The sequence below is a fragment of the Brevibacillus ginsengisoli genome (assembly GCF_050113715.1).
Classification (GTDB): Bacteria; Bacillota; Bacilli; order Brevibacillales; family Brevibacillaceae; genus Brevibacillus_H; species Brevibacillus_H ginsengisoli.
In genome coordinates, this window is record NZ_JBNJQR010000013.1 from 105,905 (window position 1) to 122,623 (window position 16,719).

The following is a 16,719-nucleotide window of genomic DNA, read 5'->3' on the forward strand; positions in this document are numbered from 1 at the left end:
TCTGCACCTTCTCCTACTTGGTTACCGTGGTTTCTACATGCAATACCTGCTTGATACGCTCAATTGCCCAATCCAATTCTTCCTTGGAGATGACAAGCGGTGGAGCAAAACGAATCGTCGTGTCATGGGTTTCTTTGCACAGCAAGCCCAGTTCCTTCAGCTGTTCGCAATAAGGACGAGCCGCAGTTGTCAGTTCCAAACCGATGAACAAGCCGCGTCCGCGGATGTCGTGGATAATTGGATTGTCGATGGTTTTGAGCTGCTCCACGAAGTAGTTGCCCAAATCGAGAGAACGCTTGACCAATCCCTCTTCCTCCAATACTTCCAATGCCGCTACAGCTACAGCACAACCGAGTGGGTTACCGCCAAAAGTAGAGCCATGGGAGCCTGGTTCAAACACGCCAAGAATCTCACGGTTAGCCGCTACTGCAGAGATCGGGAATACTCCGCCGCCCAATGCTTTCCCCATGATGTACACATCTGGAGTGATATCTTCCCAGTCGCTTGCGAACATTCTGCCCGTACGTCCAAAGCCTGTTTGGATCTCGTCGCATACAAGTAGTACATTGTTTTCTTTGCAAAGTGTTTCAGCCGCTTTCAAGAAGCCATCCTCAGGAATCACGATACCCGCTTCCCCTTGAATCGGTTCTACCAAGAATGCTGCCGTGTTTGGCGTAATCGCTGCTTTCAATGCTTCCATATCACCGTAAGGAACTAGCTTGAAGCCAGGTGTGAAAGGTCCGAAGCCACGTTTGTACTCTTCGGCGGAGGAGAAAGACGTAATGGTGGTCGTTCTTCCGTGGAAGTTGCCGTCGCAAACGATGATTTCCGCTTGGTTGGCAGGTACCTTCTTCACGTCGTAAGCCCAGCGACGAACCGCTTTGATAGCGGTTTCAACAGCTTCCGCGCCAGTATTCATCGGAAGGATCATATCCTTGCCGGTTACTTGAGACAGTTTTTCGTAGAATTCACCTAATTGATCGTTATAGAATGCGCGGGAAGTCAGCGTTACCTTATCCGCCTGATCTTTAAGCGCTTGAATAATTTTGGGATGTCTGTGTCCTTGGTTCAACGCGGAATAAGCACTCAACATATCGAGGTAGCGGTTGCCCTCTGGATCTTCTACCCATACTCCTTCTGCTTTGGAAATCACTATTGGCAATGGATGATAGTTTCTAGCACCATATTGTTCGGTCTGTTTAATCACGGATTGAGTCTTGCTCATAGTAAGAAGCCTCCTTCATGTTAAAATCCGATCAATTTCTTATTCAATTTCTATGCCAAAGGGTTAAAACCGTGAATTGACGCACTTTTTAGCTGAACACGCCTCGATGTTACCCTAAAAAGCGCAAAATAATTTTGCACACCAGAAAATACAAGTGTCCAAATCGCAAAATATTTTTGCGTTATTGTGAACATTTTGTTACAATACAATTGTCGAACAATATCGAAAATAGTTGGACATTGTCAAAAGGTGTGAGAGGATATGTATCTGGAAGACCAAATTACCTTATTAAATCAGTATAAAAAGGTTTATGAGCACATTTTGGATGAAATTAATGATGGCGTTCATGTAATTGATTCAGAAGGCACCTCTGTCGTATACAACCGCAAAATGACTGAATTAGAGTCGTTGGACAAGCATGAAGTGCTAGGCAAGAAATTGTCAGACGTTTTCCAGTTTCCAGACGGTGAAGAGAGCACCCTTCTACAGTCACTAAGACAAGGGTCAAGTACCCGCCATGTAAGGCAAACTTATTTTAACCATAAAGGAAAAGAGATCACCACGATTAATAACACCTTTGCCATTATGGACGAGGACAGAATCATCGGCGCAGTCGAGATTGCCAATGACGTGACCAAGATGGAACGTTTAATCCGAGAGAACCTACTCGATAAAGAGAAGGGCAGCACCCGATATACCTTTGAGAGCATCATTGGAAAAAGCGAAGCCATTCATGATGTGATCGAGCATGCCAAGCGGGCGGCGCGAACATCTTCCTCCGTCCTTATTGTGGGAGAGACTGGAACTGGTAAGGAGCTGTTTGTCCAAAGCATTCACAATGCAAGCTCACGGGCCAAAGCCCCCTTCATCTCTCAAAACTGCGCGGCACTGCCAGACAGCCTCATTGAGGGTTTGTTATTCGGTACTTCTCGCGGAGCTTTCACCGGAGCCGTTGAGCGTCCTGGTTTATTTGAACAGGCTGAGGGTGGGACACTCTTTTTGGATGAGATCAACTCACTCAGCTTTTCGCTCCAAGCCAAGCTGTTGCGGGCTTTGCAGGAAAAATCAATCCGGCGCATTGGAGACACCAAAGACAAGAAAATCAATGTGCGCATCATTGCAGCGATCAACGAAGATCCCATTGAAGCCATCGCCAACCAGCAATTGCGCAAAGACCTGTTCTATCGCCTTGGGGTTGTGACGATCTTTATTCCTCCGTTGCGCGATCGACGAGAAGATATCTTGCCGCTTGTCAATCACTTCATTATGAAATACAACCAAGCTTTTCAAATGGATGTAACGGATGCAAGCGTGGAAGTCCACCAGTTCTTCCAGCAATATGACTGGCCTGGAAACGTACGAGAATTGCAGCATATGATTGAAGGCGCCATGAATCTCATCATCGATGAAACGACCATTAATTATGCTCATCTGCCGATTCATCATACCAAGCGTAAACCTTTTCTTCAGCCACTTGATGAGCGTCTCGAAATAGAAGCTCCCCCATTCATTGATATGCAAACAAATACAACCAAACCATTGAAAGATGCCCTTCAAGAGTTTGAGAAATTCTATATCCAAAAGCTTGTCGAGCAAAACCAGGGAAATATCTCCCGTTCCGCTCAACAGCTGGGACTCAGTCGTCAAAGTTTGCAATACCGACTCCGCAAACTGAATCTCAAAAGCAATGAAAGACCAGAAATCGACACATAACCGCCAAATTTATTGGCAGGGAAAAGATTTTTTGCGGATTAGTGACAAATTATTTTGCATACACCTGACTCAATAGCAATAAGCATCATTCTTCTGAAAATTGGCACGCTTGTTGCAATACAATCCTTGAAAGCGCATTCATCTGCTAGAAACCATCATCAAAGGAGAGGTGTCCATGTCATTACCAAATAACACTGAATTGAAGCGTGCCCTTAAAAGTAGACACTTATTTATGATCTCACTCGGGGGTATTATCGGTACCGGACTATTCCTCGGTTCCGGTTACACCATAAGCCAAGCTGGACCAATCGGAGCCATTCTCTCCTATTTAGTAGGCGGATTCATTATGTATCTGACGATGCTCTGCCTTGGTGAGTTATCTGTGGCAATGCCTGTATCCGGTTCTTTTCAAACCTATACCACTCGATTTATCAGCCCTGCTCTTGGTTTCACAGTAGGTTGGTTGTACTGGCTAGGTTGGGCAGTAACCGTCGCACTTGAGCTGTTGTCTTCCGGTATGATGATGCAAAGATGGTTCCCAGGTTCCCCAATCTGGATGTGGTGCGCCATCTTCGGTGTGATTTTGTTCCTCTTGAACGCTATGTCTGCCCGCGCTTTTGGTGAAACAGAGTTCTGGTTCTCCAGTGTGAAAGTAACGGCGATTGTATTGTTTATCATTTTGGGTGCAGGAGCCATGTTTGGTTTTATCCATATGAAAGGTGGACAAGCTGCTCCAATGTTCAGCAACTTCTCCACTGCTGGACTCTTGCCTAACGGAATTGTCGGTCTCTTGCTTACCATGATTACGGTAAACTTCTCCTTCCAGGGAACCGAATTAATCGGGATTGCGGCTGGGGAAAGTGAAGACCCTGTCAAAAACATTCCAAAGTCCATTAACATGACCGTTTATCGTACGCTGTTCTTCTTTGTTTTCGCGATCTTCATCCTGTCCGGTCTGATTCCTTATAAACAAGCTGGCGTAGTTGAGAGTCCATTCGTCATGGTATTTGACAACATCGGAATCCCGTTTGCTGCAGATATTATGAACTTCGTTATCTTGACGGCCTTGTTGTCTGTTGCCAACTCTGGCTTGTACGCAGCGACACGCATGCTCTGGTCTCTCTCCAAGACAGATATGGCCAGCCCGGCACTCGGCAAGCTGAATCGCAAAGGCGTACCGATGAATGCTCTTTACTTGACCTTTGGCGTAGCGTTGTTGTCCTTGCTCTCCAGCGTGTACGCGGAAAATACGGTATATGTCTGGTTAATCTCTCTCGCAGGTTTGGGCGCACAGGTTGGCTGGATTTCTATCACCGCTTCCCAGTTGGCTTTCCGTAAGAAGTATCTGGCCAGCGGCGGCAAGTTAGAAGATCTGAAGTTCAAGACACCGTTGTATCCAATTCTCCCGATTATTGCTCTCTCCTTGAACATTCTGGTTCTAGTAAGCCTTGCTTTTGACTCGGAACAACGAATCGCCCTTTATTGCGCGATTCCGTTCACAGCTTTCTGCCTCCTCTATTATCGTTTGCGAGTGAAGCATAAAGTGAAACAAACAGAAAGCGATGTACTTCCAAATACGATGGAATTTGAAGTGTAATCGTTCTCTTAGACACGCAAAACCCTCTCTATCTACTTAGAGAGGGTTTTGCTTTGTACGGTTATCCTTATTTCTGTTGCAATGGTTCATCGCTATTGATAATTCTATAGAGCACAGCAGCTACTTCATCACGATGAGCAACCTCGGTTGGCGCAAATCGACCATCCAGTCGCCCTTTGATCAATTTGTGTGCCGTCGCTGTTTTCACGTAAGGAACGACCCAAGGCTGTAAATTTTTCGCATCCGTAAACGTAAGTGCTTGGTCTTCCATTGGAAGTTTAAGCGCGCGAACAAGTATGGCTGTCATTTCCGCTCGGGAAATCGTTTGATTCGGTCTTAGCGTATTATCTTTGTACCCAGTGATCAACCCGGCATTCACCGCTGTTTCCATGGAACTAAGCGCCCAGTCTTGAACTTGATTCTTATCTTTAAAAGTTAGTTTGGTATTCTGCGCTTCATCGCCTTCCAATCCCAAGGCGTTCACTGTCATTTTAACAAATTCGGCGCGTGTTACTTGCTTTTGCGGTTTAAATTGATTATTTTCGTAACCCTGCACAACGTTCAATTGATGGAGAGCGTTGATTTCTTTGTATGCCCAATAGTTGGCGGGTACATCGATAAAATCTTCTACTTTAGGCGTCTGCATGGAGGAAACCAGCATGTACAACGGACTGTCAGGCGAGAAGGATTTATCCAAAAGGGCTTGGTCTTCTGTCAGTTGATCAAGCATCACAACCTGATCACCTGTTGGTACCGTAAACTGTACAGGTTTCTTTTGGTTCCAGTACAGACTTTCTAAGGAGATGTTCGCCTCTAGTTTATTCAGAGCCCACTCAGGCATGATAGATCCTGGCGCTTCCACATGTACTTGGTAGGCTGCTTTCACCAATTGATGATCCGCTGTAATCCAAAACTCCAGATTGAAATCAGCGTTCCAGCCTTGGGCTTGTAGCTCTTTTGCGTTGATTTTTTTCAACTCTTCCAGAAGAGAAGGCCACTGGGCTTTGAGCTGTTCCAGCGAGACTGGTGAAACGCCCTCAGGCATGTTGCTTCCAGAGAGAATCTCATTTACTTGCTCAGGTTTCATTTGATTCACCGCGTACTCCAGGAGATCAACAGCCTGTTGCAGATCAAGCTTCATTTGTACTGGAGTTGCGTTGACCTTGCTGCCATCCGGGAGCTCAATTTCCTGCTCAGGCAACGTATTGATTTGTGAGAAGTCAAAATTAAAACCGTCAAGATAGTCGGATACCAACCGTTTTTGCAAAGCAAGATTCTCTTCTGTCAGATTAGACAAATCCATTCCCGAAGAAACTCCAAGATATTTGGAATCTAAACTGGTTTTCGCATAAACATCCGCGCCTTTTACGAATACATCCAAAGCAGGTGCCACTTTGCTTGGCCAAAGACCTGTTCCTTCTAAATCAGAAGGGTTTGTCAACGAAAATCCTACATGGGCTTCCGTTAGATTTTTCTTTTGCGCGTTAAAAATGATTCCGTCTCGCAGCGTCTGGAGATAAGCTTTGGTTTGCCCATCAATCTTGGCGTCAGGAATATTGGTGTCTACTTTCAACGTAGATTGTGATTCATAGGAGTCCCAATCCTGCGCTTGCTTGAATGCGTCCGTAAGAATCGGCGCTTGTTGTGAACAGCCAGTTACTGCAAAAATCGAAAGCATTAATAGAATTGCTATAGTTTTTCTCATTTTACTCCTCGCATTTCTGTGAAAAACGTCCCGCCGTTTATCATAAATTTTGATGTGACCAAATGGAGGGAAAACGGCCGTAACCGTTTACTTGTGCACATCTCGATAGAGTATATAAAAAGAGTAGGGAATAAGACTACTAGTAAGTTTTGTTAAAATAAAAGGGATACCCCATTCGTATTTTCACGATTTGGAGTATCCCTCTTTGATCTGTATGTGGACCTATTCGCTTATGAAAGAAACGCTTCGAACCTCGTATCCCACTTGGTTGGCTGGAACTCGATAATCTCATACTCCGCCACCTGGTTTTGGTAGAAGGGATCTTCCTTAATGATTTCCAGTACTTCCACCTCGCTCTCGGCTTTGACGAGAATGACTCCGCCTACCCGTGGATTTCGGCGACCCGAAACAATGAATTTAGAGAGTTGATAGTATTTATCCAGAAATTCTTTATGCGCTTCCATATGCTGATCTACTTCTTCCAGTCCTTTTACATACTTGGGCAAAACAATAAACATATCCGTCTCCACCTCTGTCCATTACACATAATAAGTCCTTCACTATAGGGTAGCATATTACTTTTTTTAACAATCTACAATCGTAAATGACACTCCGCGCGTATCTTCACTCGCTGGATTTGCTACTCTCTCACGAATTGATGTGGTACAGTAAAGCTACTAATACCATGAATTATGTAATCGGATAGGAAGTGACTGGATATGTCTGATTCATCGCTTAAGCGATTTGGAGTCTCCATGGAGGAAAAGCTGCTCGCTGATTTTGATCAGCTGATTAAGACGAAGGGCTACGAGAATCGTTCGGAGGCCGTTCGCGATCTCGTGCGTCATGCCCTCGTTCAACAAGCATATGAAGCGGATGAATCAATTGTCGCGGGCAGTGTCCTCTTGTTCTACGACCATCACCAGCGGGACGTCCTGCATGAGCTGACCACCATCCAACACCAGATGCATGACGTGATCATGGCTACGACGCATTTTCATCTGGATCACCACAATTGTCTGGAGCTGATCGTGGTAAAAGGCAAAGCCAAAGATTTGCGCGCGTTCAGCGACCAGCTCATCAGCCTTAAAGGTGTGAAATACGGCAAGTTTACAAGTGCCCCTTTAGATGGCGTATAAGCCACTCCTTTGCCTCCTCAAGACGGATGGGCATGCTTTCGGCAGCTCCCGTCCAGACGGCAGAGAGTAATTCCGCCACCGGGGGCAGCTGCAGTCGCGCTTCCTCCACCAGGAATGGCTTTGCAAAGAGTTCTGAAGGCGTCATGGTACCAAGACACTGCCCCTCTTTCATCACGATGCATTCGTCCGCCCATTCAGCGACGAGCTGCATGTCATGTGTCGTGATGATGACCGTTTTACCTGCTTGGGAAAGGTCGTGCATGACCTCCTGAATGCGTTTTTTTCCGGCTGGATCAAGGAAGGCCATCGGTTCATCAAGAATGATGACCTCGGTCTCCATCGCAAGTATTCCAGCAATCGCAGCCAGCTTTTTCTGTCCATAACTAAGCTCCGACGGGCTTCGCTCCGCCAGGTGAGTGATATCGAGCAAGTCCAAATATTTGCGAACCCTCGCTTCCACCTCTTCAGGTGACACCCCTAATTGAATCGGCCCAAAGGCAACATCGTCTCGAACCGTAAGTGAAACCAACTGATCATCTGGATCTTGAAAAACAATGCCCACGTGATGGACTAACTGCGCCTGATTCTTGCGGGTGATAGGCTCGCCTCGAAATAGCACCTCCCCTTGCTCAGTGCGAAACAGCCCATTCAAATGGAAGACCAGCGTGGATTTACCCGCTCCGTTTCCACCGACAATGGCCGTCTTGCAATTTGCCCTGATACGAAAGGACAGATTATGAAGGGCATCCTTCTCTTGCTTGTATCGATACGTAACACTTCGGAATTCAAACATGCCTGACTTCTCCCTCTCCTACCACAAATTCCAGACTAAAGCGACAAGCATAACTGCCAAGGAAACTCCAGCGTTCAACCAATCTTGTACGGAAGGTCGGGACCATGAGATGACCGGCATCCTTCCTTGATACCCCCGTGACAGCATACCGAGATAAATTCGATCAGAACGGCGCATCGCACGAATCAGCAGACTACCGATGAGTGAAGCCAATATCGAATAGCCACGATAGGAAAACCACTTGCTGGGGCGAAATCCCCTGCTTTGCATCGCCTTAGTCATCACCCTCGCCTCTTCCGCAAAGACCTCCATAAACCGCAAGGCAAACAGGATTAATTGAAGAATGATATCAGGTACCTTCAATTGGTGCAAAACCTGGATAAACAGCGGAATCGTCACCGTCTGAAACATTAGCGTCAGAATTTGGGTCACGAAAATTAATCTTCCTGTATATTGAAAAGCTTTCTCCAGCCCTTGCCACGAGAGAGTGACGCCCCACAGGGATAGAGCGACAGACCCCTGCTCATATAGCGGGAAGAAGAGAAAAGTAAACAGCATAAACGGCAAAATAAGCCGAAGCCGCTTCCAGAAAAGCGAAAAAGGCACCCGACTGATCGTCAGAAGCCCCTGCCCAAATAGAAGAATCAGAAGGATCGTTTGCCATTCCTTTAGTGATACGCCGATCACAATCAGGAATAGCGCGATAATAACACGCAGTTTCGGTTGTTCGATCCAATGTGTCATTGCGGTTTTCTGCCTATCCATTTGCCGATCATATAGAAGACGCCGAACGTAATACATACACCGATCACACCCGCGATACTAGAACCCCAAGATCCGGTTCCTGGCAGTGAATAGTCGGGGATTGGTGCGTGAAAATAGCTTGTCGCTTTTCCGATAAAACCTAACTCAGCCCCCGCAGTTTCATACCCATCCGGGTGAGTAGATGCAAACAGGGACAACAGACCCGCAATCACCACGGAAAAGAGGAACCAGCCAGCAACTCGCTTGTTCATTCGAGTGTCATCTCCTTCCTACGGATCATGAAGCTGGAACGAAGAGCAAACGGAACCACCAAGGCGGTAATGAGTCCTTCTCCCAATCCGATAAAGAAATGCCAGAACAACAGCGCCTTGGAAGCCAACTCCAACGACACCACACCTGACAAGGCAAGCTCTACGGCTCCTGCCAGCGCCGTTAAGACCACAGACCCCCATGCCCCGACAAAGACCACGACAGACCTTGGCAATCGGAACTTACGCAACAAATGAAACAGAATAGCAGCCGCAGCAGGCGCAATGATCGCCATATTCAAAAGGTTCGTGCCGAGCGCTGTAATTCCCCCGTCCTGAAAAACAAGCGCCTGAATGGCAATCACCGTCGTCATAATTAACGTAGCTGGCCAAAAGCCAAATAAGAAAGTGGCCAAAGCTCCACCGATCAAGTGACCAGAAGCCGCCGCACCTAATAACGGAAAATTAATCATCTGTGCTGCAAAAATAAATGAGGCCATAACCCCCATAACCGGAACTGCCCGCTGCTCCAACTCACCCTTGGAGAAGCGGACACTTTTGGCTAAAACGCCTGCGGTGATCACGGCTGTCGTTCCTAATACGGCCGGACTCAAAATCCCATCAGGTATATGCATAACCAACCGCCTTCCTCTTTTTTTGTATCATAACATGGTGCTACGAAATGGTAAATGCGTAGCACGATATATTAAAAAAATTGCCCCATGTCATCCGTTCGGTTAACAAGAGGCAAAGTAGCGTTGTCTTACGTCATTGGCAGTCTCCTCCTGATTATTGAGGACTTGCGGGATAGAATATCCGATGAACAGTGGTGAGGAGACAAACCGAGGCACGACTTTCACACAAATCCTCTCGTCCAACTGATAAAAGAAGAGATTATAGCTTTTACAGGTCTGGTTTAACACGTTGAGAATATAGTGAGTAAGCGATTGAATCATATCCGCCATTTGTTCGATTTGTGCGATCGAAGAAGGATTAGAGAGAATGACGTTAAACTCGGAGAAGCCTATCCTTGGTTTGGTGGACAGATTACAAATCACACCATTCTGCTCATGTATAGGTACTCCTTCAAAATGCTCGGGAACCGTATGAAGCATATAATCGTATTCATGAAATCCAATAATTTGCATATGGGGATGGGCAATCGTCCCTCCTGAATAAGGTCCGTGGTTTTTGAATAAGACAACGGATTTGTACTTGCCGCTTCGTTGCATCTCCTGCCATTTCTCCACAACAAACGACATGAGCTCGTAAATGTGATCTTTCCTGTAGGTAGACAATTCCGCATCACATTGATCGGTCTCAATGATCACCGTTTGAAAAGTCTCCTCCAACACATTGAATTTGTTAGGCAGCCAGATGATCGAACCCCGCGTTTCGATAATTCCTTCCAGATTGTCTCGATCACAGAATGGACAAGCTACTGATCGATTCCGGATATTCTCCGGCTTCTTCCGCCCGATATAGGCATTAAACACCAAATGTGATGACCTCATTTTTTCACCTTCTCGTTCGTCTTTCCAGCTCCCATTAAACCAGATGTCATTATTTACTACTCTACAATATTTGCGCTGATCTATCACGATAAAAAAGCCCAGCCTCTCTTGAGACTGAGCTTCTGCTTCGTTAACTTTCTTCTGGCTGTTGCACCTCGTACGTCCGTTGCTTGCAAACCGGAGGCGCGTAGACATTGAGAATAATCGTTCGGTTCTCGTTGGAATTCTGGATTGCGTGAATTTGTTGACGCTCAATTGAACAAATCCTCTGTTCCGTATACACATCCGTACAGAGAAGGCGAACGGTTCCCTCCTGTTTCAGTTCATAAATGTGGTTGGTTAATTCACCTTCCACAATGACTTCACAGGCAAGGGAATCTCCGTGATCGTGAGGCAGGGAACTGATCAGCCCTGGCAAATTGATAATCACAACTTCCAGCTCAGGAGTCTGATAGATGACATTTCTGCCATAAGGTAGTTGATCCGGTTCCATAATGTACGGTTCAATTTCTTCTTTGCTGATTTGTAGCGCTTGTAATCGGTTTTGCAATTCTTCAACCGACGGATTCTTAAGGTAGGCGAAATGTTCTCGAATTCTCGTTAGCAGTGTCAATCGTCATCACCTCTGGGCGCAAAAAGAAAATCAAATTGATTAACTTTACCGAAATAGTCAACAATCTGACTTTGCTAAAGCTCTTTGCCTTAATCTATTCAGCGCCAATTGAACGTGATTCTGCTTTATGACCTGTCTTTTCGCCCATTTATTCCCCCAGTTTCACACGAAATCCATCGCTTGCTTTCAAGAGAGGTCTTCAACGTGCCCAGCCAACTTGTCTAATAGCTGCAAAAGTTGTTTTTGCTCGTCTTGACGCAGGCCGTTCATCAGTTCTTCGATGGTATTCTGGTGTTGTGGCACGATTTTTTTCAAGAAGGCTTCCCCTTCCGACGTAATCTGTGCCAAATTCATACGTCCGTCCCCGGTTGTACCTACTCGTCTGATGAACCTGTCTTGTTCCAACGAACCTAGTAGGACGGTTATGTTCGCTTTGGTCACGCGAAGCTTCTGGCCAAGCTCTGATGGTTTTAGCGGTTCTTTGGCCTCCGATAACTCTTGGAGTACCTGAAGCCTCGCTCCTGTGATCCCCATCTTCCTAATCTTGCTCTCCGCCCGTTGTTGCGTGATGGCTGAGGTTTTACCCAAAGCCCGATAAAGTTTCATTGCCATAGGAGATTCTGAGGAGGAGGAATTGCTCATGTTATGGCTCCTTATCTATACGTCCTGTCTATTTCTTGAAGCAGATGCATGGTCTCCAACTTTTCGGAGTGACTCTGTGAGGCGTATACCTTTCCCTCAATAAGCTGGTCGTATGCCACACGTATCATCAAAAATGAGCATAACACAAAAACAATCACGAGCAACGCACTTAATCGATTTATCATTTTTATCCGAAGTTCTTCTTGTTTACGGTATTGCATGACGTTTCCCACCTTTAACTTACTAGCGCTGTCACCTTTAGTAAATGCAGCTGAGCCCAGAAACGTGTATATCGTGAGCCCAATTCTCTCATGATCAGGATAATATAAATACATCCTTCGGAACATAAAGGAAGGATCATATCATGATGTAAAAATGATGATAGAAGAAAAGACTTCGTCCCTATGCGCTCTGTTTAAGCTCGCGTGTAGTATTTACTGTCCGCTCCGTTCACTACAGAAGGGAGTCGACAAGAAAAAAAGGAAGTGATTTTCACCACCTCCTTCCACGTCCTATAAGTCGAGCATATACCCGAACCGAGGAACGGTCACAACTCGGTCTCCGTATTTCCCTAATTTTTTACGAAGGCGATAAACCAGCGCATTTACTTCATCTCGCCCAACATCAGGAATATCTGCGGTCTGGGTAACACGCTCCGGCCATATTTTCAGTTTAATCTCATCGTAGCTGACAGCCTGGTTTACTTTTTGATAAAGCAACATGAACAGATCAATGTCCTTCCCGGATAAATAAAGCGGCTCACCATCCACCAATACTTCCCGCCTGTCCGGATGAACGGCCAATCCCGTTGACTCCATCATGATCTCCGGGGGAATTCTGAACTCACTCGTTTTCCCGAGATCCTGCTCCAACGTGTTGTTGAACGAAAGAACGGCCTCCCCTTTTGCCAGCGTGATGGTATCTCCGTCTCTTAACAAATAAGGCAGCTGATTAATCGGGTTTCCGTTGACCTCCGTACCGTGCATACTCATCAAATCTGCTATATAGAACTGGTTGTTGTCATTGGTAATCACGGCATGCTTTCGGGAGATATACATGCTGGAGAATGTGATTTCCGGATCATATCCTTTCCAGCTTCGGCCGAGCAGTACTTCGTTTTTGGTTACGGGTATGACCTCATGAAATGGATAAGGGTTTCCTTTTTCTACGATCAAAAATACCCCTTGTGACATCATAGAATCACTCCGGTACAATCAATGAAATAAGCGCAATACTATGACGTATTATTACATATTCGGCCTATTCCATCAATCCGCCAGTTGGTTTCTTCTATTCTCCTCAGTTGGACCTAATCTTGCTGCAATCCCCCCTGCGATCACTCCCATCAGTGCGGGCAAGAGCCACCCAAATCCCTGTGGATAGAAAGGCAAATGCCCTAGCCAGGCAGTCCAGGCACCCTTCAGGAAGGTCACATTGATCATATCCACCACACTGAAAATCGCCACAAACGTAATCGTGATGCCATACACTCGCCTGGAGCTGTTGAACAATTTATCAGCCAGCCCGAGCAGGATCAATACAGTCGCAACCGGATAAAGAGCGCCGAGGATTGGAACGGAAACTTTGAGGATTTGGGCCAAACCAAGATTTGCTATAATAAGACTCAGGAAACAAATGATTCTGACCCATGTCTGATAAGAAAGCGCAGGAATAACACTTGAAAAGAATTGACTGCAAGATGTCACCAGCCCAATGGAGACACACAAGCAAGCCAAGGTGAACAAAGCGCCTAACAGTACGGTTCCACCTTGTCCAAACAAACGACTCATGACTTCACTGAGGATTGGGGCGCCATTCGCCGGATTTACGGCAGCACTGGTAACACCCAGTGTACCAAGAATGAGGTAGATCACAGAAAGCAGAATTCCCGCGCCAATTCCTGCGCCGATGATATAACCAGACAGCTTTTGGGTATTCTCTACACCTTTTGATCGAATAGCATTGGCAACAACAATCCCATAAGCAAGAGCGGCCAGAGCATCCATCGTCTGATAACCGTCCAGAAACCCTTTACTGATCGGATGGATCGCATACGCTCCCTGAGCGGCGCCTACTCCCGCATTCGATACAAACAAGCTGCGGATAAAAACCGCCAGGATCATGATGAGCAACAACGGTGTCAGTAATTTGCCGAAGCGGTCTACCAGTTTGGAAGGCGACATGCTCAACCAGAAGACGACACCAAAAAATACAAGCGTGTAGGCAAGTAAGCTAACAGGATGAACAGCCAATTCATGCGGCAGCAACGAACCGAAACTCATCTCGTAGGCCAAACTTCCGGCACGCGGAATTGCCAGCCCAGGACCAATAGAAAGATAGACAAGTACAGGAAAAATAAATGCAAACTGCGGACTCACACGCGCAGCCAAAGTCCGAAAGCTGCCGAGCTTGGCAATAGCGGCAACAGCCAGGATAGACAAACCTACATCAGACAGAATAAACCCGGCAAGCGAAGGCCACAGCTCATCTCCTGCCTGATACCCGAGAAAGGTTGGAAAGATCAGATTACCCGCTCCAAAAAACATGGAGAACAGCATAAAACTGACAAACAGCAAATCTTTTTTTGATAAAGCATTCATGCAATCACGGTCCCCTTAAGAATTTACTTAGTTTATCGATAAAAAACTTTTTATGGTTAGTATCTCTCTATATTCACTAACCGCTATTGATTACGAATAACCGAAGCTATTGTAGCAGTTGACAAATTGATTTACTAGCCAATTAAATTAATTCGAAATAGTAAATCTATAAAACGTTTTCAAAGGGATACGAAGGCGAAGTTTACCCACTTGAATCACCCACTTTAGGATCTAATTTCCATAGAATGCTGTCCATCGTCTCTGACGAATTCCGGGATTTACCGTTTACGAAGTAAGTTCTCTGCTCCATGAAAGTTATACCAAACGGCTGTATAAGTTCGGCTCATTGTGGTATGATTCTAGCGATTTAACCTAGACGCGAAAGTAACGCAGGAGGTCCCCTAAGATGAACAAGTTTTACAAGCTAAGCCTATTGGCAACCACCACGATACTCTCCAGTATCATGCTGAGTGGATGTCAAACGTCTCCATTAAACTCCAGTCTTCCCAATAACCAATCTGGCCAGACAGCGCAGCCTGCTCAACCATCAGATACAGCGCCTGCCCCAAGTCCATCCGATAAAGGTAGTGTGACGCCTGCTCCACCCTCTGATTCACCACAAAGTCCGACCAGTACTTCTGGACAAAGCAACGAGGGCACCGTTCCAAGCAGCACCTATCTCAAAGATACGGTTCGTATGGTCAATGGAGTGCCGACCGTGACCAATCCACAGGATCTGCTGGTGGTTGTCGACAAACAGCGTTCCTTGCCGTCTTCTTATATTCCTGAAGGCCTAGTAGAGCCTAACGTTCCCTTTCCATTTCAAGAAAAGAGTGAGAAGCGACTCATGCGTCCAGAAGCAGCCAAAGCTTTAGAGGAATTATTCGCTGGCGCCCAAAAAGATAACATTACCCTTTACGGCTGCTCCGGGTACCGTTCTTACAAAACCCAAAAAGGCCTATTTGACACCTACGTCAAAACCCAGGGCCCCGAACATGCGGCTCAATTCAGTGCAGTTCCTGGTAAAAGTGAGCATCAAACTGGATTAGCAATTGACGTATCTGGTGCAGACAGCAAGACTCGGTTAGAGCAATCCTTTGGCAAAACACCTGAAGGCCTATGGCTCAAGGAGCATTGCGCTGAATACGGTTTTATTATCCGCTATCCAAAAGGTAAGGAAGCTATCACCGGGTACGCTTACGAGCCTTGGCATATCCGCTACGTTGGCAAAAAAGTCGCTCAAGAGATTACTCAAAGAGGAACTACTTTGGAACAATACTTCCAGAATGCAGTCCCTGCTGGCACAAACAATTAAGTTCTAAAACCGAAAATCTTGAGTATGAGTATGAACGACACACAAAAAACCACCTTAGTTCACAACTGAGGTGGTTTTACTTCGTCTTTTTACCTTTATCATCGATAAAATCTTCAAGAATGCGCTATTATACGATTTTGACTTCTTCCTTGTATATATTATTGTCAGCTAATCGATACACGTAATAGTAGCCTAGACAAAAAAAGACAGCAATCAGAAAAACCTGATCACTGTCTCGTTAATACTTGTTTAGTAAGGACGCCCTGCTTTAATAAATCGGTATCCCCAATGTGTACCTTCCAGATCGGTGATTTTGACTCCACCCGCACCGAAAGTATGAAGAACCTTGTTATTCCCCATATAGATCCCGATATGCTGAATCGGCTGACTGCTTGCATCGATTCCCGCGTAGTCTGATGCTTTCCATCCGCGGTATTTCATGAACCAGATGAGATCTCCCGGCTGCAACTTGCTTTTATCGTAGTAGTACGTCCCGTGCGCTTTCACGTAGTTAAATTCTGAAGTCGCTCCGCCTCTACCCATATCAATTCCGGCACCTTCACGATAGGCCCACATGACGAACTCTGAGCAGTCCATTGTGGTCTTGGTCGAACGGCTGGACGCATATTCATAAGGAGTGCCGAGATATTTCAATCCTGCTTGGATCACTGCTTGTCCAATCGAGTTGACGGGAGTTTGTGAACCACCGGTACTCGGTGTTTGACCTGGAGTTTGCGAACCACCTGTACTTGGTGTTTGACCTGGAGTTTGCGAACCACCTGTACTTGGTGTTTGACCTGGAGTTTGCGAACCACCTGTACTTGGTGTTTGACCTGGAGTTTGCGAACCA

General features: G+C 46.0%; 18 protein-coding genes. 4 read left to right on the top strand and 14 right to left on the bottom strand.

Going from position 1 to position 16,719, the window contains the following annotated elements; genetic code table 11:
* Positions 1–13: 13 nt before the first annotated feature.
* The gene (locus tag ACQCN2_RS22290; protein WP_426931165.1) at positions 14–1,225 is read right to left on the bottom strand and encodes an ornithine--oxo-acid transaminase; all 1,212 of its coding nucleotides are present in this window, start codon (positions 1,223–1,225) and stop codon (positions 14–16) included.
* Positions 1,226–1,486: 261 nt separating this feature from the next.
* Between ACQCN2_RS22290 and ACQCN2_RS22295 the strand changes: the two genes are divergently transcribed.
* Both ACQCN2_RS22295 and ACQCN2_RS22300 read left to right on the top strand, forming a co-directional pair.
* Positions 1,487–2,938, top strand: coding sequence for a sigma-54 interaction domain-containing protein (locus ACQCN2_RS22295; RefSeq protein ID WP_426931166.1), 1,452 nt, complete (start codon positions 1,487–1,489; stop codon positions 2,936–2,938).
* A 175-nt stretch (positions 2,939–3,113) separates the two neighbouring features.
* Positions 3,114–4,535, top strand: a complete 1,422-nt coding sequence (locus ACQCN2_RS22300) for an amino acid permease (RefSeq protein ID WP_426931167.1) — start codon at positions 3,114–3,116, stop codon at positions 4,533–4,535.
* 67 nt (positions 4,536–4,602) lie between these two features.
* Here ACQCN2_RS22300 and ACQCN2_RS22305 read toward each other — a convergent pair whose 3' ends face one another.
* Together ACQCN2_RS22305 and ACQCN2_RS22310 are read right to left on the bottom strand one after the other, a co-directional pair.
* On the bottom strand, positions 4,603–6,240 hold the full coding sequence (locus ACQCN2_RS22305) for an S-layer homology domain-containing protein (protein WP_426931168.1): 1,638 nt from the start codon (positions 6,238–6,240) through the stop codon (positions 4,603–4,605).
* 230 nt (positions 6,241–6,470) lie between these two features.
* Positions 6,471–6,758 (bottom strand): YciI family protein, encoded by a 288-nt coding sequence (locus ACQCN2_RS22310; RefSeq protein WP_426931169.1) that lies wholly within the window; start codon positions 6,756–6,758, stop codon positions 6,471–6,473.
* 201 nt (positions 6,759–6,959) lie between these two features.
* On the opposite strand from ACQCN2_RS22310, the gene nikR reads away from it, so the two are divergent.
* Positions 6,960–7,379 carry a nickel-responsive transcriptional regulator NikR gene (gene nikR, locus ACQCN2_RS22315; protein ID WP_426931170.1) on the top strand — a complete coding sequence of 140 codons (420 nt, stop codon included), beginning with the start codon at positions 6,960–6,962 and terminating at the stop codon, positions 7,377–7,379.
* Here nikR and ACQCN2_RS22320 read toward each other — a convergent pair.
* The 10 genes from ACQCN2_RS22320 to brnQ form a co-directional block, all read right to left on the bottom strand.
* A complete protein-coding gene (locus tag ACQCN2_RS22320; protein ID WP_426931171.1) occupies positions 7,351–8,172 on the bottom strand; it encodes an energy-coupling factor ABC transporter ATP-binding protein in 822 nt (273 codons plus the stop codon). The two genes, nikR and ACQCN2_RS22320, sit on opposite strands and share 29 nt — an antisense overlap.
* A gap of 18 nt (positions 8,173–8,190) precedes the next feature.
* On the bottom strand, positions 8,191–8,916 hold the full coding sequence (gene cbiQ, locus ACQCN2_RS22325) for a cobalt ECF transporter T component CbiQ (protein ID WP_426931172.1): 726 nt from the start codon (positions 8,914–8,916) through the stop codon (positions 8,191–8,193).
* Positions 8,913–9,188 (bottom strand): PDGLE domain-containing protein, encoded by a 276-nt coding sequence (locus ACQCN2_RS22330; protein ID WP_426931173.1) that lies wholly within the window; start codon positions 9,186–9,188, stop codon positions 8,913–8,915. The genes cbiQ and ACQCN2_RS22330 overlap by 4 nt, the downstream gene beginning before the upstream one ends.
* The gene (locus ACQCN2_RS22335) at positions 9,185–9,820 is read right to left on the bottom strand and encodes an energy-coupling factor ABC transporter permease (protein ID WP_426931174.1); all 636 of its coding nucleotides are present in this window, start codon (positions 9,818–9,820) and stop codon (positions 9,185–9,187) included. Before ACQCN2_RS22335 ends, ACQCN2_RS22330 begins: the two co-directional genes overlap by 4 nt.
* Before the next feature lie 102 nt (positions 9,821–9,922).
* Positions 9,923–10,699, bottom strand: coding sequence for a DUF4931 domain-containing protein (locus ACQCN2_RS22340; protein WP_426931175.1), 777 nt, complete (start codon positions 10,697–10,699; stop codon positions 9,923–9,925).
* 130 nt (positions 10,700–10,829) lie between these two features.
* Positions 10,830–11,312 carry a cysteine dioxygenase gene (locus ACQCN2_RS22345; RefSeq protein WP_426931176.1) on the bottom strand — a complete coding sequence of 161 codons (483 nt, stop codon included), beginning with the start codon at positions 11,310–11,312 and terminating at the stop codon, positions 10,830–10,832.
* 186 nt (positions 11,313–11,498) lie between these two features.
* Positions 11,499–11,954: a MarR family transcriptional regulator gene (locus ACQCN2_RS22350; RefSeq protein ID WP_426931177.1), complete on the bottom strand. Its 456-nt coding sequence runs from the start codon at positions 11,952–11,954 to the stop codon at positions 11,499–11,501.
* An 11-nt stretch (positions 11,955–11,965) separates the two neighbouring features.
* On the bottom strand, positions 11,966–12,175 hold the full coding sequence (locus ACQCN2_RS22355) for a hypothetical protein (RefSeq protein WP_426931178.1): 210 nt from the start codon (positions 12,173–12,175) through the stop codon (positions 11,966–11,968).
* A gap of 291 nt (positions 12,176–12,466) precedes the next feature.
* Positions 12,467–13,150 (bottom strand): FHA domain-containing protein, encoded by a 684-nt coding sequence (locus ACQCN2_RS22360; protein ID WP_426931179.1) that lies wholly within the window; start codon positions 13,148–13,150, stop codon positions 12,467–12,469.
* A gap of 72 nt (positions 13,151–13,222) precedes the next feature.
* Complete coding sequence (gene brnQ, locus ACQCN2_RS22365) at positions 13,223–14,554, bottom strand: branched-chain amino acid transport system II carrier protein (protein ID WP_426931180.1); 1,332 nt, start codon at positions 14,552–14,554, stop codon at positions 13,223–13,225.
* Between the two features lie 406 nt (positions 14,555–14,960).
* Between brnQ and ACQCN2_RS22370 the strand changes: the two genes are divergently transcribed.
* On the top strand, positions 14,961–15,869 hold the full coding sequence (locus ACQCN2_RS22370) for a M15 family metallopeptidase (RefSeq protein WP_426931181.1): 909 nt from the start codon (positions 14,961–14,963) through the stop codon (positions 15,867–15,869).
* 249 nt (positions 15,870–16,118) lie between these two features.
* On the opposite strand, the gene ACQCN2_RS22375 is transcribed toward ACQCN2_RS22370, so the two are convergent.
* On the bottom strand, positions 16,119–16,719 hold a 601-nt coding region (locus tag ACQCN2_RS22375), incomplete at its 5' end, for a C40 family peptidase (protein WP_426931182.1).